Here is a 19,044-nt window from a genome sequence, read left to right on the forward strand (position 1 = left end):
AATTATGAGCACATATTTAGAAAACCTAAATTGGAGATATGCTACCAAAAAATTTGATGCTACCAAGAAAATAGCTGATGCAGATCTAAACACAATAAAAGAAGCAGTACGCTTAAGCGCCTCTTCATACGGATTACAACCTTACAAAGTTGTTATTGTAGAAAATCCAGAAATAAGAGAGCAACTAAAAGCTGCCGCTTATGGACAAACTCAGGTTACAGACGCTTCACACTTATTTGTTTTTGCAAATGACGTGAACGTTGGTGAAGATGCTGTAAACAAATATATGGCTAATATCAGCGAAACAAGAGGATTACCTTTAGAAGCTTTAGCAGGATTTAGTGACATGATAAAAGGCTCGATAGCAAACTTATCGGCTGAAGCAAAAAATAACTGGACAGCCAAACAAACCTATATTGCATTAGGCAACTTATTAAACGCTGCCGCTGAATTGAAAATCGATGCAACACCGATGGAAGGATTTAATGCTGCTGCATTTAATGAAATCTTAGGTTTTGACAAACTAGGTTTAAACGCTTCTGTTATTGCACCAATAGGCTACAGACACGATGAAGACGAAGCACAACATTACAAAAAAGTTAGAAAATCACAAGAAGAATTATTTATCAAACTATAATTAATATTAATCTAAAATCAATTTTAAAGAACATGAAAAATTTAAAAACAATTGCAATAGCATTATTCGTAGCGGTAGCTAGCATTTCTGTAAATGCTCAAACTAAAAAAATCGACGTAAAAACAAGTACTATCAAATGGGTAGGAAAAAAAGTAACTGGAGAGCACTCTGGAACAGTAAATTTTAAAGACGGAGCTGTTGTTTTTAAAGGAAAAAAATTAACTGGCGGAAGTTTTACAGTAGACATGACTTCATTGACTGCTACGGATTTAACTGGAGAATACCAAGGAAAATTGAATGGTCACTTGAAAGCAGACGATTTCTTTGGAACTGAAAAATTCCCAACAGCAAAATTAGTTTTCAAAACTATCGGAGCTAAAGCAACTGACGTATATACAGTAACTGCTGATTTAACCATCAAAGGAATTACTAAACCAGTAACTTTTGACATCGCAGTAAGCGGAAATTCTGCTACAACAGCTTTCAAAGTTGACAGAACTAAATACGACATCAAATACAATTCTGGTAACTTCTTCGAAAACTTAGGAGACAAAACAATCAATGACGATTTCGAATTGGCAGTAGTTTTAAAATTCTAATATTTCAGACTTACTCGTTCATCTATTAAAGAAACCTCAAAAGCTTGTGCTATTGAGGTTTCTTTTTTGCGATATATTCAAAAAAAATAACGTTCATAATCTTTACATAACACTTTGGTAATAATGATTGGGGTTTTGATTAACATGAGTCTTTTAATTTTGGGACAAATAAAAATATCAAAACTAGCAATCAAAATTATGAAAACAAAAATGCATATTGCACTTCTAATGCTGTTAAGCAGTTTTTTTCTTCAGGCACAACAAAAAGGAATCACCGGAAATACCAACTGGATGAGCAACTGGACCAATTTTAAGCCTACTGCCATCGAATACAATGAAGCGACAAATATAATTGCTGGAACGATCGACAAAGACACCAAACTTTACAAACGCAATACGTACCAGCTCGTTGGGGTAGTTTACGTAACAAATAACGCCGTTTTGACTATAGAACCGGGAACAGTAATTCGTGGTGACGACAAAACTTGCGGAACACTCGTTATCGCTAATGGTTCAAAAATTATAGCTGAAGGACTGGAAACAGATCCTATTATTTTTACATCAAATAAAGAAATAAACGACAGAAAACCAGGCGACTGGGGCGGAATTGTAATTTTAGGAAAAGCTCCCATAAATACTCTTGGCGGAATACATCCTTTGCCTTTTGATCTAGATCCAGTAATAAACCATTATGGAGGCCAAGATATTGATGACAACTCCGGTATCATAAAATATGTTCGAATTGAATATTCGGGTCGAAAATTAAGTGCTCTAAAGGAACTTAACGGATTATCATTGGCGGGAGTTGGTCGCAAAACCGTTATCAATAATATACAAATTAGTTTCTCAAATGACGACTCTTTTGAATGTTACGGAGGAGAATTAAACATGAGCAACCTGATTTCATACCGTACAACCGATGATGATTTTGATTTTACGCAAGGTTCACAAATCAATATCAGTAACAGTATTGCGATTCGTCATCCTTTTTCATCGGATGTTTCAGGCTCAAGATGTTTTGAAGTAGATTCTTATGATAAAATTCAAAACACAGACGTCTCTAAAAAATTTACTCATATAAACGCCAGTAATATCACACTTGTAAATCTGGAAGAAAACAACCAAGGTTTGGTTCGTGAATCTATTTTTGTGAGAGAAGATACTTTTTTTAATCTAACCAACAGCATCATTTCAGGCTTTAGCCCTTTTGCCTTGTTAGAAGGAAACATTGGCAATGGAGAGGTAAATTTATCTAAACTTACATTCAAAAATTTGATTATTAACAATTGCAATGGCGGAATTACAAGCGAATCTACAGGTAGTAATACTATCATTCAAAGTTTTTATAACAAACCCGAATTAGAGCTTTCATACACCAAAAACAAAAACAGTGAGTTGTTTACATTACCAAATATCAAAGGGAATCCAGACTTTAGAATGAACCAAAACAATACGCTTGCCATCGGAAACTAAGCAAGTATAAAATTATTGATTTTTAAATCTAACAAATTTCTAAGTTTATAAAGTTTTTTTTTGAAAATTTATGTATTCTAATTCAAATTACATTTATATATTTGTAAAATCAAAATAAGATATGAAAACAATAATGAACAATACTTGGTGGTGGAAGAATTTACGTCAAACGTCGTGAACAAAGCTTCCTATGGTATTGTAAAACTATAAACATAAAAGGCTTGTCATCACGACAAGCCTTTTTTTTTGGTTATAACTCAATTAAAAATAAATTAAAACTTAAAAAACGAAATACTTTGAAACCTTTTATACTCAACACACATTACAAACAAATTCTGGCAGACACCATCACGCCAGTAAGCATTTATTTTAAGATAAGAGATAAATTTCCGAATAGTTTATTGCTGGAAAGTAGTGATTATCATGGTAATGACAATAGTTTTTCATACATCTGCTGCAACCCTATTGCTACCATTAAGATCGAAAACGAAATTATTTCAAAAAGCTTTCCTGACGGAACAACAGAGCAAATTGCCATTGATGCTTCAACCAACATTCCAGAAGTAATTCAGGCATTTTCGAGTCAATTCGAATCAGAGAAAAACGATTTTAAATTTATCAATAATGGTTTGTTTGGATACATTTCGTATGATGCTGTTCGTTATTTCGAGAAAGTTGCCATTGCCAAAAAAGACAATGCTACTTCAATCCCGGATGTTTTTTATGCGGTGTATCAAAATATTATTGCTATCAATCATTTCAAAAATGAAGCGTATATTTTTTGCCACAGTGTTGACGGTCGAAACAATATTTCTGAAATTGAGCAATTATTACAATCACGAAATATCGCTTCGTACAAATTCACCAAAGAAGGCGAAGGTTTCTCTAACTTAACCGATGAAGAATTTAAGCATAATGTGGCTTTGGCAAAAAAACATTGTTTCCGTGGCGATGTCTTTCAGCTGGTTTTATCACGCCGTTTCACACAGGGTTTTAAAGGTGACGAATTTAATGTTTACAGAGCTTTGCGAAGCATTAACCCATCTCCTTATTTATTCTTTTTTGATTACGGCGATTTTAAAATCTTTGGTTCTTCGCCAGAAGCACAGATTATTGTAAAAAATAGAAAGGCTGAGATTCATCCCATTGCCGGAACTTTCAAAAGAACAGGAAATGATGAGCGTGATGCGCTTTTGGCCAAAGAACTTTCAGAGGATAAAAAAGAAAATAGCGAACATGTAATGTTGGTTGATTTGGCCCGAAACGATTTGAGCAGAAATGGTCACGATGTAAATGTAGAAAAATACAGAGAAGTACAGTTTTTCTCTCATGTGATTCATTTGGTTTCAAAAGTTACGGGACATTTACATGAAAAAGCAACCACGATGCAAGTGGTTGCCGATACTTTTCCGGCCGGAACTTTGAGTGGAGCCCCAAAACACAGAGCCATGCAATTGATCGAAGAGTACGAAAAAACAAATCGTAATTTTTATGGAGGCGCGATTGGCTTCATGGATTTTGAAGGTAATTTTAATCATGCCATTATGATTCGAACTTTCCTCAGTAAAAATCATCAATTGCATTGTCAGGCAGGTGCTGGAATCGTGGCAAGTTCTGATGAAGAAAGCGAAATGCAGGAAGTGTACAACAAACTGAGAGCATTGAATACCGCCTTAGAAATGGCAGAGAAAATTTAGTTAGAAGTTTTCTTTGTGTCAAGTTTCAGATTGTTGGGACTTGAAATTTTAAACAAAATAAAAAGTATTATGAAAAAAATAATTTCGGCTTTAATTTTAATGATGACCATTTCGGCTTGTCACACAGACAAAAATAAAAACTCAATTGAAGGAACCTGGCGTTTAGTAGCTGCTGAAAAGACTGAAAAAGATTCGACTGTCTCTACTTTCGACTCAAAAACAAAAATGATCAAAATTATAAACGATTCTCATTTTGCTTTTTTCAATCATGATTTGAATAACGGAAAAGACAGTTCAGCCATATTTTTTGGTGGTGGCGGAAAATATACTTTAAAGGATAGTATTTATACCGAGAATTTAGAATACTTCAATAATCGTAAGTGGGAGAATAATAAATTTGAATTTGTTGTTAAAATTAAAAACGACACACTGATTCAAAAAGGAATTGAAAAAATAGAAAAATTAGGAGTTGACCGAATTATTACAGAAAAATACGTTCGAGAAAAATAGAAAAATAGTTTTAGGTTTTAATTTTCAAATTGTTGAAACTTGAAACAAAGAAAACTTGAAACCTGAAAGAAAATAAAAGACATGAAAAAAATATTAGTTATAGACAATTACGATAGTTTCACTTATAATTTGGTGCATTATTTAGAGGATTTAAATTGTGAGGTTACGGTATACAGAAACGACGAATTTGACATCGATGAGATTGTCATTTTTGAAAAAATTTTACTTTCACCAGGACCAGGAATTCCAGAGGAAGCAGGCTTATTAAAAGCTGTAATTCAGAAATATGCGCCAACAAAAAGTATTTTGGGCGTTTGTTTGGGGCAACAAGCAATTGGAGAAGTTTTTGGAGGAACACTTTCAAACCTTGACAAAGTATACCACGGAGTTGCTACGAATGTAAAAACAGTAGTTTCGGATGAACTTTTGTTTGAAGGTTTGGGGAACGAATTTGAAGTAGGAAGATATCATTCTTGGGTAGTAGACAGTAGTTTACCGGACGTTTTAGAAGCCACTTCTGTCGACGAAAACGGTCAGATTATGTCGCTTCGCCACAGAACATTTGATGTAAGAGGCGTACAATTTCACCCCGAAAGTGTGTTAACTCCAAACGGAAAAAGAATTTTAGAGAATTGGATAAAGAGTTAGTTTGTTTTGTTTCAAGTTTCAGGTAACGAAACTTGAAACCTGAAACCTGAAACTTTAAACCTAAAAAAACTCAGAACCTTAGTTGCTTAGCGACTTAGAACCTTTAAAAACAATGAAAAATATATTAAATAAATTAATCAACCACGAAATACTTTCCAAAGAAGAAGCCAAAAATGTATTGATTAACATTTCGAGTGGCCATTACAATCCGAGTCAGATTTCGGCATTTTTGACTGTATTTATGATGCGAAGTATTACTATTGAAGAACTTTCGGGTTTTCGTGAGGCTTTGCTAGAATTGTGTATTCGTGTTGATTTGTCTGCTTATAATACGATCGACTTGTGTGGTACCGGTGGTGATGGAAAAGATACTTTCAACATTTCAACATTGGCTTCTTTTGTGGCAGCCGGAGCCGGAATAAAAGTCGCAAAACACGGGAATTACGGAGTTTCATCTATTTCTGGATCGAGCAACGTAATGGAGAAAATGGGCATCCAATTTAGTAATGATGCTTCCTTTTTAGAAAAATGTATTGATCAGGCTGGAATTTGTGTTTTACACGCGCCATTATTTCACCCAGCAATGAAAAACGTTGGTCCGATCCGAAAAGAATTGGCTGTAAAAACCTTCTTTAATATGTTGGGACCTATGGTAAATCCTTCATTTCCAAAGAATCAATTGGTTGGTGTTTTCAACCTAGAATTAGCCCGAATTTATGCGTATTTGTACCAAAGTACCGATGTCAATTTTACGATTTTACATTCGCTTGACGGCTATGACGAAATCTCTTTGACAGGACCAACCAAAACCATTTCGAATCATATAGAAGGCATGCTCAAACCGGAAGATTTTGGCATTCACCTTTTATCGCAAAGCCAAATTGAAGGCGGAAAAACCATCGAGGAATCTGCAGATATGTTTGTCAATATTATTTCCGGTAAAGGAACCGAAGCTCAGAACAATGTGGTTTGTGCCAATGCCGCAATGGCTATTGCAACCGTTACAAAATGCAGTCCGCTGGAAGGTTTTGAATTAGCAAAAGAAAGTCTGTTCTCTGGAAAAGGACATCAAGCATTAAAAACATTACAAGAATTAAGTAAATAAAAAATTAGTTTCTTTTGTTTCAGGTTTCAAATTAGTTGGAACGAACCTGAAACTTGAAACCTGAAACAAATAACATAATGAATATCTTAGATAAAATAATTTTCGATAAACACCGAGAAGTCGTTCTTAAAAAAGCTATTATTCCAGTATCGCAACTGGAGAATTCTGTATTTTTTGAGCGAGAGACTATTTCTTTAAGTCAAAAACTAAAAACAAGTTCAAGCGGAATTATAGCCGAACACAAACGCCGTTCCCCATCAAAATCCGTCATCAATCATGATTTTACGGTTGAAGAAGTGGTAAAAGGGTATGAAAATGCAGGAGCTTGTGGTATTTCAGTTTTAACAGACGGGAAATATTTTGGTGGTTCACTAGACGATTTACTTTTAGCAAGAGCGAGTGTCAATATTCCGCTTTTGCGAAAGGAATTCATCGTAGACGAATATCAAATTCTCGAAGCCAAAGCTTTTGGAGCCGATCTGATCCTTTTGATTGCTGCGGTTTTAACACGCGAAGAAATTAAATCTCTTTCGATTTTTGCTAAAAATTTAGGTTTAGAAGTTTTATTAGAAGTACATAATCAGGAAGAGTTAGAAAAATCAATTATGCCTACATTAGACATGATTGGCGTAAATAACCGAAACTTAAAAACCTTCGAAGTAAGCCTTGATTTTAGCAAGCAATTGGCTTCACAAATTCCAAATGACTTTGTAAAAGTTTCGGAAAGCGGTATTTCATCAGTCGAAGCTATTTCTCAACTAAGGCCTTATGGTTTCAAGGGTTTTTTAATAGGCGAAAATTTCATGAAAACTAATAATGCGGGTCAGGCAGCAACTGATTTTATCAAACAGCTATAGACTCAGTTGTAAAGAATACATCTTTTAAGAATTAATAATTTAGTTTAAAGCAAAAAAAAATGAAACTCAAAATCTGCGGCATGAAATATCCCGATAATATCCTCGAAGTAGGCTCGCTCCTACCCGATTATATGGGCTTTATTTTCTGGGAAAAATCCGCTCGATATTGTAACGGAGAAATTCCGGAACTGATCAAAACAATCAAAAAAGTCGGTGTTTTTGTAGACGAAACCGTCGAAAACATTATTTCCAAAATCAATCACTACGATTTGCAGGCGGTACAATTGCATGGAGAAGAATCTGTTGCCTTCTGCCAGGAATTGAAAGATAAAATCGGGAACCGAATCGAAATCATAAAAGTATTTTCTGTTGAAGCAACTTTTGATTTCGAAGTTTTACTACCTTTCGAGAAAGTATGTGATTACTTTTTATTCGACACAAAAGGAAAGTTACCCGGCGGAAACGGAGTCACTTTCGACTGGAAAATATTAGAAAATTACAAATCTGAAAAACCATTCTTCTTGAGTGGTGGCATCGGAATTGAAGAAATACCCGTCATAAAAAACCTCAATTTACCTATTTACGCCATAGACGTAAACAGCAAATTTGAGACAGTACCAGGATTAAAAAACAAAAGTCTATTGAGAAAGTTTCAGAAAACCTTAAAACCTGAAATTTTAAACCTTAAACAAGAGTACAATGAATTATAATGTCAATGAAAAAGGATATTACGGAGAATTTGGAGGAGCCTACATTCCCGAAATGCTGTATCCAAATGTAGAAGAATTACGTCAGAATTATTTAAAAATTACGAGTGAGCCTGATTTCAAAGCAGAGTTTGACCAATTGCTAAAAGATTATGTGGGACGTCCTAGTCCATTGTACTTTGCCAAGCGACTGTCTGAAAAATACAACACAAAAGTGTATTTAAAAAGAGAAGACCTCAATCATACCGGAGCACATAAAGTCAACAATACGATCGGGCAAATATTGGTTGCAAAACGTCTGAATAAAAAACGAATTATAGCCGAAACCGGTGCGGGACAACACGGAGTGGCCACTGCAACAGTTTGTGCTTTAATGGGTATGCAATGTATCGTGTATATGGGCGAAATTGACATTGCGCGTCAGGCACCCAATGTGGCACGTATGAAAATGTTGGGAGCCGAAGTTCGTCCAGCTCTTTCGGGTTCACGCACTCTAAAAGATGCCACCAACGAAGCCATCCGTGACTGGATCAACAATCCGGTAGACACCCATTATATTATTGGTTCTGCCATCGGGCCGCATCCTTATCCCGATATGGTAACACGTTTTCAAAGCGTGATTTCAGAAGAAATAAAATGGCAGTTAAAAGAAAAAGAAGGTCGCGAAAACCCTGATTATGTCGTAGCCTGTATCGGAGGCGGAAGCAACGCTGCGGGAACCTATTATCACTTTTTGCACGAGCCTGAAGTTGGAATTATTGCCGTTGAAGCTGCCGGAAAAGGAGTTGACAGCGGGCACAGCGCAGCCACTAGTAAGTTAGGAAAAGTAGGCGTTATTCACGGTTGCAAAACCCTTTTGATGCAAACTCCAGACGGGCAAATTACGGAACCGTACTCGATTTCTGCTGGTTTAGATTATCCTGGAGTCGGGCCAATGCACGCACACTTAGCGCAAACAGGTCGTGGCGAATTCTTCTCGGTTACCGATGAGGATGCCATGAATGCAGGTTTGCAGCTCACCCAACTGGAAGGAATCATTCCAGCCATAGAAAGTGCGCATGCTTTTGCGGTTTTAGACCAAAAGAAATTCAAACCAACCGACATCGTGGTCATCAGTCTTTCGGGTCGTGGCGATAAAGATTTAGACAATTATATCGATTATTTCAAATTATAGAAGACTATTTTGGGCGTTACCCAAGGGTCGGGCTGTCCGCTAAATTCCCGATTAACAAAAACTACGGCTAAAAAGCCTTGTTTTTCTAAATCGGGAGATATCGCTTCCATCCCTAACGCACACAAACAACGAGAAAAACAGCAATTATGGAACATCTATTTTCGTACGGAACATTACAATCAAAAGAAATTCAAATGCAGGTTTTTAATAAACTTCTCACCGGCACACCAGATGAGCTGACAGGCTATAAACTAAAAGATCTGAAAATAGAGGAAGAATTTGGCATGACAGACTATTTTGTAGCAACTGCTAGCGAAAAATCTTCAGATAAGATCGAAGGTATGGTTTTTAAAATCACCAGCAAAGACCTCGCAAAAGCAGATTTATTTGAATCAAATGCTTACAAAAGAGTTCAAATCACCTTAAAATCAGGGCTAGTTGCTTGGATTTATATAGAAAGTTAATAATAGAAAAACACTTGCACCCAAAAATGATCCTAGCAGCTGCACAAACACAACCAAAACGAGGAGATATAGAAGCTAATTTAGTAGATCATTATCGTCTTATAAAATTGGCTGCAGAAAAAGGAGCTCATCTAATTGTCTTTCCCGAAATGTCTATTACAGGCTACGAGCGGGAGAATGCGACAAAATTGGCTTTTGCAAAAAACGATAGTAGACTCGATCATTTAAGAAAATTATCGGTAGAACATAACATTATTATTGTGGTTGGTGCGCCTATTCAGATAAATGAGCAATTGTTTATTAGCGAGTTTATCATCGCTCCCGACCATTCAATCAAAATATATACAAAGCAATTTTTACACCAAGGTGAAGACGAATTTTTTCAGCCTTCGTTAGATCACAATCCGATGATATTGATAGACGATCAAAAAATTTCTTTTGCAATTTGCGCCGATATTGACAATCCTTTGCATCCTGAAAATGCCGGTAAAAAAGATACTTCAATTTACATAGCAAGTATTTTTTTCTCACCAAGCGGCGTTCCTAATGCGTATCGGGATTTGCAAAATTATGCGCAAAAATATAAAATGAATATTTTGATGTCTAATTTTAGCGGAGCATCCTGGGGACATCCTTCTGGCGGAAAAAGTGCTTTTTGGAATAACAAAGGTGAACTTGTCGCACAGATGAACGATTCGGATTCGGGATTATTATTGGTCGAAAATCAAAATGATCATTGGACGAGTCAGATTATAAAAAATTAAAAAAATAACATACCTACAAGGTTCGAAAAACCTTGCAGGAATCAATAAAAGAATAAAAATGAACAGAATAACTCAAAAATTACAAGAAGATAAAAAGATACTTTCTATTTATTTTTCGGCTGGATATCCAAACTTAAACGATACGGTTCAAATCATTCAGGATTTAGAAAAAAATGGCGTTGACTTAATCGAAATTGGTTTGCCTTTTAGCGATCCGTTGGCTGATGGCCCCACTATCCAGGCGAGTTCTACGCAGGCACTTCACAACGGAATGACCACTCAAATTCTTTTTGATCAGCTGCGTACTATTCGCGAAAGCGTAAAAATCCCGCTCATTATTATGGGATATTTCAATCCGATGCTGCAATACGGTATAGAAGAATTTTGCACAAAATGTGCCGAAGTTGGTATCGACGGTTTAATTATTCCAGATTTACCTGTTGATGTTTATGCCGAAAAATACAAAGCTATTTTTGAAAAACACGGTTTAATAAACGTGTTTCTGATCACTCCACAAACATCTGACGAACGCATTCGTTTTATCGACAGCGTTTCAAACGGATTTATTTATATGGTCAGTTCTGCAAGCGTTACGGGTTCTCAGGCAGGTTTTGGAGACACACAGGAAAATTATTTTGAGAGAATTTCAAACATGAACCTTAAAAATCCACAAATAATTGGTTTTGGAATCTCGAACAGAGAAACTTTTACTCAGGCTACTAAATTTGCAAAAGGAGCTATTATTGGCAGTGCTTTTATCAAACATTTGAGCGAAAATGGTTCCGGAAAAATTAAGGATTTTGTTGGAGAGATCAGGTAAAACTATATTTTATTAATCATAATTTGTCATTTCGACGGAGAAGAAATCTCCATAAATTACTCCTCAATCAAAAGCCTCAATCTTTGTCGATCTTGCAACGAAGATTTCTCCTTTGTCGAAATGATAAGATTACTAGAAATACAAGCTGAAATACAAATTTCAGCTTTTTTTATGCACAAAAATTACCACACCGTTTTACGTTAATATTTTGTTAAACAAAAACTAAACAAGTGTTTAAATTAAACAGTTGTTTAATTTTGTACACGATTAGAAACACGATCATGTCAAACATTGAATTAAACGATAAAAAAATTCAGATTCTTGAGGTTGCAGAAAAGCTATTTTCTGAGAAAGGATTTGACGGCACCTCGATACGGGATATCTCAAAAATGGCGAAAATAAATATCGCCATGGTTTCGTATTATTTTGGTTCTAAAGAAAGACTTCTTGAAGCTTTAATTCTGTACAAAACTTCTGATTTAAAATTACAAATTGAGTCATTATTGCACGAAAATCTCGAGCCACTTGATAAAGTAAATAAATTAGTTGAAATTTACATCAACAGAATTAATTGCAACAGAGGAATTTACAGAATTTTACATTTTGAATTAACTTCTAAAAAAAGAGAAGAGAATTTGGCCGCTTTTGCTGAGTTAAAAAAAGGAAATCTAAAATCTCTGGAAACCATCATCAGAGAAGGACAATCTAAGGGGATTTTTAGAACAGATGTTGTTATTCCGCTGATCACACCCACGATTTTAGGAACTTTTTTTCACTTTCACATGAACAAACCTTTCTTTCAGGAACTCTTACATTTAAATACAGAAACGTTGTACAACGATTATATTAAAAACAGCCTCACAAAGCACATTCAACAAACTATAAAAGCGCTACTTGTTTATGAAAATTAATCAATTAATGCTCTTTGGAGTTTTCTTTATCGGAATTTCTTCAATAGAAGCACAAGAAAAAACAAGTTTAACCTTAGACGAAGCCGTAAAAATGGCCTGGACAAAAAGCAACGAGGTTTCTCTTGCGGAAACTAAGGTGAACTCAAAAAAATATGAATTACGATCTATAAAAAACAATCAGTATCCTGACTTAAAAATTTCGGGTCAGTACCAACGCTTGACAAAAGCGTCTGTTGATATGCACAATGATGTTGCCAGTTCTGATCCATTGCCGTCTCCGGATCAACTTATGTTTGGGCAAGCGACTTTAAGTTTACCGCTTTTTGCAGGTTTTAAAATTCAGAACAGCATTAAATTAAATGAAAATTTATATGAAGCTGAAAGTGCTTATTCTGCCAAAACCAAAGAAGATGTAGCCATGCGTGTTATTACGTATTACACTAATTTGTATAAAGCTCAAAAAACACTGGATTTATTGAATGAAAATCAAAAGAGAGCCAAACAACGTGTAACTGATTTTACAGAATTAGAAAAGAATGGTATTATTCCGAGAAATGATTTATTGAAAGCGCAATTACAGGTTTCTAAAATACAATTATCGATTGATGAAGCCAATAACAACTTGAATATCGTTAACTTTTATCTAACGACTTTACTAAAGCTGCCCACTACAACTCAGTTAGAAATTAACGAAAGTGATTTCTTTAATTTAAAAACGGATAACGCTCCGATGACCGATCAGGTTGCTATCGAAAATAGAAAAGATCTTGAAGCGATTCGATTGCAGGGAAAAGCAAGTGAAGCCAATATCAAAATAGCAAAAGCAGGTTATTATCCCTCTATTGCCTTGTTGGGAGGTTATACCGCTTTGGACTTAAAAGATATTATTACTGTAAAATATGCAATGAATTTTGGAATAGGATTATCGTATGATTTATCGGGAATCATCAAAAATAGTGCTAATGTAAAAGTTGCAGAAAGTAAAGCCTTAGAAGCAAAAACTTCTGAAGCCATACTTACAGATCACATAAAAGTAGAAGTTCAAAAAGCGATAGAAGATTATCACTTAGCCATCAATCAAAGTATTGTTTATGAGGAGGCTGTAGAACAAGCTTCTGAAAACTTTAGACTTGTAAAAGACAAATATGATAATGATTTGGCAGATACTAATGATTTATTAGAGGCTGATGTAGATCAACTAAGTGCGCAAATAAACAAAGCGGTTTCAAAATCGAATATCATTCAAAAATATTACGAATTGCTTACCGTATCAGGACAATTATCACAATCTTTCAATCTTTCTAAAATATAATCGATAGCTCTCATGGAAAAGAAAAAAACAAATACGAAATTCATCATTATACTAACCGTTTTGATTTTGGTGGGCGGAATATACGGAATAACAAAATACATGCATTCATTAGCTCATGAAGAAACAGATGATGCTCAGATTGAGAAAAAAATGAATCCGATTATCCCTAGAGTATCAGGTTACATTAGCAAAGTGTATGTAAAAGATAATGATTTTGTAAAAAAAGGAGACACGTTATTTACGATTGATAAAAGAGATTACCAGTTAAAAATCGATGAAGCTAACGCTACTTTATTGGGTTCAGAAAGTCAATATGAAGCTGCAAAGGCAGATATTGGAAGTGCGAATGCAAGTATTTCTGTTTCTGATGCGAATGTAAAATCTGCCGGCGGTTCTATCGAAACGGCTAAAATTCGATTGAAACAAATTACCAGTGATTTTAACCGTTACGATAATTTATACAAAACACACACGATCACCAAACAACAGTACGAGAAAGCTTTGGCTGCAAAAGATGAAGCAGAAAGTCAAGTGCGTATTTTAGAGCAACAACAAAGAGCAAGTTCGTACCAAAAATCGGTTATTCAGTCAAAATCTAAAGTTTCAGACAAACAAACAGAAGTTGCTGCTGCTAATATCAAAAGAGCACAAACCATGTTGGAAGTTGCTAAACTTAACCTTAGTTATACCGTAGTTACCGCTGCAATTGATGGTCAGGTTTCTAAAGTTGATATTCAGCCAGGACAACTGGTACAGCCGGGACAATCTTTGTTTTACATCATCAATAATAATGAAGCTTGGGTGGTAGCCAACTTTAAAGAAACACAATTGAATAAAATGATTGTGGGACAAAAAGTGACCTTAAAAGTAGATGCTTATCCTAATTATGAATTTAAAGGAACTGTAACTTCGTTCTCTCCAGCAACAGGATCACGCTTTTCATTATTGCCTCCTGATAATGCCACAGGTAACTTCGTAAAAACAATTCAGAGATTACCGGTAAAAATCAGTTTGGATGACTCAAATGATCCTGAAAAAGTAAAATTATTACGTCCGGGAATGAATGTTGATGTAGACGTACATTTAAAATAAAATAATGACAGCAGTACAAGCAGGAGAAGACGATTTAGTAGAATACGGTTACAGACGTGTCATTATTACGATTACCGCAGTACTTTGTGCATTGTTGGAAATTGTTGATACCACGATTGTAAACGTAGCACTAACAGACATGCGAGGAAGCCTTGGCGCTACCTTGACAGATGTGGCTTGGGTAATTACAGCGTATGCAATTGCAAACGTGATTGTAATTCCGATGACCAGTTGGCTGTCACAGCAATTTGGAAGACGAAATTACTTTGTGGCGTCGATTATAATATTTACTGTCTGTTCGTTTTTATGCGGAAATGCCAGTAATATTTGGGAGTTGGTCGCTTTTAGGTTTGTGCAAGGTATGGGTGGTGGCGCATTATTAGTTACCGCTCAAACTATTATTACCGAAAGTTATCCTGTAGCCAAAAGAGGTATGGCACAAGCCATTTACGGAATGGGAGTAATTGTTGGTCCTACTCTTGGTCCGCCTTTAGGAGGCTATTTAGTCGAAAATTATTCGTGGCCGTATATCTTTTATATTAATATTCCGTTAGGGATTATCGCTACTGTACTAACTCTTGCTTTTGTAAGAAGTCCGAAATATGGCGAAAAATTAAAAGCCAATCAAGTAGATTGGTGGGGTATTATTTTGTTAACAACATTTATAGGTTCTTTACAATTTGTATTAGAGCATGGACAGCAAGACGATTGGTTTGATAATTCGCTAATTATAACCCTAAGTGTTGTAAGTGTTCTCGGATTAGTATTATTTATTTGGAGAGAGCTTACTTATGAGCATCCAATCGTAAATTTAAGTGTTTTAAAGGATGGAAACCTTCGAATCGGAACTGTTATGTGTTTCATTCTTGGTTTCGGATTATATGGTTCCACGTTAATTATTCCGATCTACACGCAGTCTATTTTAGGATGGACCGCCACGGATGCAGGTTTGCTGCTCATACCTGGTTCGATTACAACGGCGATCATGATGCCATTTGTTGGAAACATGATTCAGCGAGGAGTTCCGCAAGGCTATATGGTAGGAGTTGGATTTTTGGTCTTTTTCTTCTTTACCTTTATGATGCAAACCCGCATGACACCCGACACAGGAGTAGAACACATGTATTGGCCACTGATATTAAGAGGTGTTGGTTTGGGATTACTTTTTGTACCGATCACGACATTATCACTTTCGACATTAAAAGGAAAACACATTGGCGAAGGAGCAGCTTTTACAGGAATGATGCGACAATTAGGAGGTTCTTTTGGTATTGCAATCATTACTACTTTTATCACGCGTTTTAGTCAGGAACACCGGGTAAATTTGATCAACAATCTCGATCCGGCAAAATATCAGGTTCAACAACGTATCGCAGGAATGCAAAAAGCTTTTGAAGCCAAAGGATACAGTGCAGATGTTGCCCTAAAAAAAACGTATCAGGCACTTGATTACGCCGTTCTAAAACAAAGTACCGTCATGGCATATACTGATATTTTTATGTACTTGGGCATAATGTTTTTATTTTGTATTCCGATTATTCTATTAATTAAAAAAGGAAAAAACAAAATAAATCCTGCCGATGCAATGCATTAAAAAACAATTGACACAAAAAAGCCGAGTTAGATAATTTTAACCCGGCTTTTGTGTTTTTATAAATTAAACAATCTAAAATTCGTTACAACAATAATAAAATTTCAAAATTTTGAAGTCAAAACCTCTGCCGCTTTGCCTCTCTAAACCTCTGCCACTCCCTAAAAAAACTATCGCGTAAAAACCAAATGATTTCCTTTTGAAAGATTGGCATCAAACTGGTAATCTTCATAATTAAAACCCTTCAGGTCATCAATAGTTTCGGCATTGGTATCTATGATATAACGCACCATCATACCTCTTGCCTTCTTCGCAAAAAAACTAATTATTTTTAATTTTCCGTCTTTATAATCCTTAAAATCTGGCGTTATAACCGGTACTTTTAAAGCCTTTACATCTACTGCAGAAAAATATTCGTTACTGGCCAAATTGACAAATAATTCATCTTTTACAAGTTCTTTATTCAAAGCTTTGGTAACAGTAGGTTTCCAAAATTCGTGCAAGTTTTTGTATGCACCAACAGGTAATTTAGTTCCCATTTCCAATCGATAGGCCTGCATAAGATCAAGCGGTTTCAAAACGCCATAAAGTCCCGATAATATTCGCAATTTACGCTGCAAAACATCTAGTTTTTCTACGGGAATTGTGTAGGCATCCAAACCTGTATACACATCACCATCAAAAGTGTACACTGCTGGTCTCGCATTTTTTGGTGTAAAAGGTGTTTTCCAGTCTTGATTTCTTTGCCAATTTAGCTCGGATAATTTATCCGAAATTGACATTAAATCGGCCAATTCTGAAGGCTTTTTAGGTTTTAAAACTTTATGAACCTCACGTGCTTCCTTCAAAAAAGAAGGTTCTGTATAGTGAGAAGTGGGTAACTCTTTATCAAAATTTAAGGACTTGGCTGGCGATATAACAATTTTCATCTGTACTTTTTTCTTTGATTCAAAAATACAAATTGCATTCATAAAAAACACAGATACAAATTGATTTGTTCGATAGTTCTATAAAAGTCTTAGATCAAAAATAATCTCTTTTTACATTTTGATAAAATTAGACATTCAAAACTGATAATTTCTTTAAAAAAGTAGCTTCCAGATTATAAAAGGCGTAATCTATGTTGTAAATTTGCATACGTTTCAATCTCATTCGAGAAAGAAAAGTAATATTTTAAATTAGTGAATTCGTGGCGATACCAACAAACTACAAAACAGCTTTACATCATAAAATTTTCGGAATCATTTCGAAAGCATCTCAGGAACTCAACGTAGATAGCTACGTAATTGGCGGTTTTGTGAGAGATTTGCTTTTGAACCGAGGCAGTAAAAAAGACATTGATGTGGTTGCCGTGGGTAGCGGTATCGAATTGGCCTTAAAAGTCTCTGAACTACTTCCAAAAAAACCTAAAGTACAAGTTTTTAAAACCTACGGTACAGCCATGTTGCGTTTTGAAGATACTGACATTGAGTTTGTTGGAGCACGAAAAGAGTCTTATAATTTTGAGAGCCGAAATCCAATTGTAGAAAACGGAACGCTGGAAGATGATCAAAATCGTCGTGATTTTACCATCAATGCGCTGGCTTTATCATTGAATGAAAAAACTTTTGGCGAGCTCTCTGATCCTTTTGATGGTCTGGCAGATTTAGAAAACAAAACGATCAAAACGCCATTAGACCCAAACATCACGTATTCTGATGACCCACTGCGTATGTTACGTGCGATTCGTTTTGCGAATCAATTGGGTTTTGAGATCGAAAAAAAATCTCTTGATGCTATTACACAAAATGCAGAAAGAATAAAAATTATTTCTGGCGAACGCATCGTAGACGAGCTGAACAAAATTCTGTCTACAGATAAACCTTCTGTAGGTTTCTTGCTTTTGTACCAAACTGGACTTTTAGATATAATTTTGCCCGAACTCACCGCTTTAAATCAGGTAGAAGAAATTGAAGGTCACACCCACAAAAACAACTTTTATCACACGCTTGAAGTGGTCGATAATATTTGCCCAAATACAGATGATGTTTGGTTGCGATGGTCGGCTTTGTTGCACGATATAGGAAAAGCGCCCACAAAACGTTTTAACAAAAAACAAGGCTGGACTTTTCACGGACATGAGTTTTTAGGCGGAAAAATGGCCAAAAAAATATTCGAGCGCCTGCACATGCCTTTGAATCATAAAATGAAATTTGTGCAAAAAATGGTCATCATGAGTTCACGACCGATTGTTTTGGCGCAAGATATCGTGACAGATAGTGCGGTTCGTCGTTTGGTTTTTGATGCTGGCGAAGATGTAGAAAATTTGATGACACTTTGCGAAGCAGATATCACGACCAAAAACCCAGGCAAATTCAAAAAATACCATAAAAATTTCGAAATAGTTCGCAAAAAAATTGTCGAAGTTGAAGAACGCGACCATGTACGTAATTTTCAGCCACCTATTTCGGGCGAAGAAATCATGGAATATTACAATTTAAAACCTTCTCGAGAAATCGGAATCTTAAAAGAGGCAATTAAGGAAGCCATTCTGGAAGGTGAAATCCCTAATGAATATGATGCAGCTTTTGCTTTTATGCAAAAAAGAGCAAAAAAATTAGGGCTGAAAAAAGTTACTGAGTAATTAAAGTAACAAAAATCTAGATCATTTAAAATATTATTGTTTCAATTGAAGTGTTGTAAA

At 35.5% G+C, this 19,044-nt stretch carries 19 protein-coding genes; 18 read left to right on the plus strand and 1 reads right to left on the minus strand.

Annotation, left to right across the window (positions count from 1 at the left end):
• The first annotated feature begins 4 nt into the window (after positions 1-4).
• The 17 genes from LNP22_RS17735 (at position 5) to LNP22_RS17815 (ending at position 16,364) form a co-directional block, all read left to right on the plus strand.
• A complete protein-coding gene (locus tag LNP22_RS17735; RefSeq protein WP_229974641.1) occupies positions 5-637 on the plus strand; it encodes an NAD(P)H-dependent oxidoreductase in 633 nt (210 codons plus the stop codon).
• A gap of 32 nt (positions 638-669) precedes the next feature.
• On the plus strand, positions 670-1,236 hold the full coding sequence (locus tag LNP22_RS17740) for a YceI family protein (RefSeq protein ID WP_229974642.1): 567 nt from the start codon (positions 670-672) through the stop codon (positions 1,234-1,236).
• Positions 1,237-1,434: 198 nt separating this feature from the next.
• Complete coding sequence (locus tag LNP22_RS17745; RefSeq protein ID WP_229974643.1) at positions 1,435-2,709, plus strand: hypothetical protein; 1,275 nt, start codon at positions 1,435-1,437, stop codon at positions 2,707-2,709.
• 296 nt (positions 2,710-3,005) lie between these two features.
• Positions 3,006-4,406: an anthranilate synthase component I family protein gene (locus LNP22_RS17750; RefSeq protein ID WP_229974644.1), complete on the plus strand. Its 1,401-nt coding sequence runs from the start codon at positions 3,006-3,008 to the stop codon at positions 4,404-4,406.
• 69 nt (positions 4,407-4,475) lie between these two features.
• Positions 4,476-4,916, plus strand: coding sequence for a hypothetical protein (locus LNP22_RS17755; protein WP_229974645.1), 441 nt, complete (start codon positions 4,476-4,478; stop codon positions 4,914-4,916).
• An 81-nt stretch (positions 4,917-4,997) separates the two neighbouring features.
• A complete protein-coding gene (locus tag LNP22_RS17760) occupies positions 4,998-5,564 on the plus strand; it encodes an anthranilate synthase component II (protein WP_229974646.1) in 567 nt (188 codons plus the stop codon).
• A gap of 112 nt (positions 5,565-5,676) precedes the next feature.
• A complete protein-coding gene (gene trpD / locus LNP22_RS17765; protein ID WP_229974647.1) occupies positions 5,677-6,669 on the plus strand; it encodes an anthranilate phosphoribosyltransferase in 993 nt (330 codons plus the stop codon).
• Between the two features lie 77 nt (positions 6,670-6,746).
• Entirely contained in the window at positions 6,747-7,526 is a 780-nt protein-coding gene (gene trpC / locus LNP22_RS17770) for an indole-3-glycerol phosphate synthase TrpC (protein WP_229974648.1), read from the plus strand.
• 59 nt (positions 7,527-7,585) lie between these two features.
• Positions 7,586-8,236 carry a phosphoribosylanthranilate isomerase gene (locus tag LNP22_RS17775; protein ID WP_229974649.1) on the plus strand — a complete coding sequence of 217 codons (651 nt, stop codon included), beginning with the start codon at positions 7,586-7,588 and terminating at the stop codon, positions 8,234-8,236.
• A complete protein-coding gene (gene trpB, locus LNP22_RS17780; protein WP_229974650.1) occupies positions 8,226-9,407 on the plus strand; it encodes a tryptophan synthase subunit beta in 1,182 nt (393 codons plus the stop codon). The genes LNP22_RS17775 and trpB overlap by 11 nt, the downstream gene beginning before the upstream one ends.
• Positions 9,408-9,553: 146 nt before the next feature.
• The gene (locus LNP22_RS17785; protein ID WP_229974651.1) at positions 9,554-9,871 is read left to right on the plus strand and encodes a gamma-glutamylcyclotransferase family protein; all 318 of its coding nucleotides are present in this window, start codon (positions 9,554-9,556) and stop codon (positions 9,869-9,871) included.
• A gap of 26 nt (positions 9,872-9,897) precedes the next feature.
• Positions 9,898-10,635, plus strand: coding sequence for a carbon-nitrogen hydrolase family protein (locus LNP22_RS17790; protein WP_229974652.1), 738 nt, complete (start codon positions 9,898-9,900; stop codon positions 10,633-10,635).
• A gap of 58 nt (positions 10,636-10,693) precedes the next feature.
• Entirely contained in the window at positions 10,694-11,455 is a 762-nt protein-coding gene (trpA, locus tag LNP22_RS17795; protein WP_229974653.1) for a tryptophan synthase subunit alpha, read from the plus strand.
• A gap of 281 nt (positions 11,456-11,736) precedes the next feature.
• Positions 11,737-12,366, plus strand: coding sequence for a TetR/AcrR family transcriptional regulator (locus LNP22_RS17800; protein ID WP_210666527.1), 630 nt, complete (start codon positions 11,737-11,739; stop codon positions 12,364-12,366).
• Positions 12,356-13,678, plus strand: a complete 1,323-nt coding sequence (locus LNP22_RS17805; RefSeq protein WP_229974654.1) for a TolC family protein — start codon at positions 12,356-12,358, stop codon at positions 13,676-13,678. The genes LNP22_RS17800 and LNP22_RS17805 overlap by 11 nt, the downstream gene beginning before the upstream one ends.
• Positions 13,679-13,690: 12 nt before the next feature.
• A complete protein-coding gene (locus LNP22_RS17810; protein WP_229974655.1) occupies positions 13,691-14,770 on the plus strand; it encodes an HlyD family secretion protein in 1,080 nt (359 codons plus the stop codon).
• Between the two features lie 4 nt (positions 14,771-14,774).
• A complete protein-coding gene (locus LNP22_RS17815) occupies positions 14,775-16,364 on the plus strand; it encodes a DHA2 family efflux MFS transporter permease subunit (protein ID WP_229974656.1) in 1,590 nt (529 codons plus the stop codon).
• 167 nt (positions 16,365-16,531) lie between these two features.
• On the opposite strand, the gene yaaA is transcribed toward LNP22_RS17815, so the two are convergent.
• Positions 16,532-17,290: a peroxide stress protein YaaA gene (gene yaaA / locus LNP22_RS17820; protein ID WP_229974657.1), complete on the minus strand. Its 759-nt coding sequence runs from the start codon at positions 17,288-17,290 to the stop codon at positions 16,532-16,534.
• 260 nt (positions 17,291-17,550) lie between these two features.
• On the opposite strand from yaaA, the gene LNP22_RS17825 reads away from it, so the two are divergent.
• The gene (locus tag LNP22_RS17825; RefSeq protein ID WP_229974658.1) at positions 17,551-18,984 is read left to right on the plus strand and encodes a CCA tRNA nucleotidyltransferase; all 1,434 of its coding nucleotides are present in this window, start codon (positions 17,551-17,553) and stop codon (positions 18,982-18,984) included.
• Positions 18,985-19,044: the final 60 nt, after the last annotated feature.

This window comes from Flavobacterium flavipigmentatum, from assembly GCF_020911905.1.
Taxonomy (GTDB): domain Bacteria; phylum Bacteroidota; class Bacteroidia; order Flavobacteriales; family Flavobacteriaceae; genus Flavobacterium; species Flavobacterium flavipigmentatum.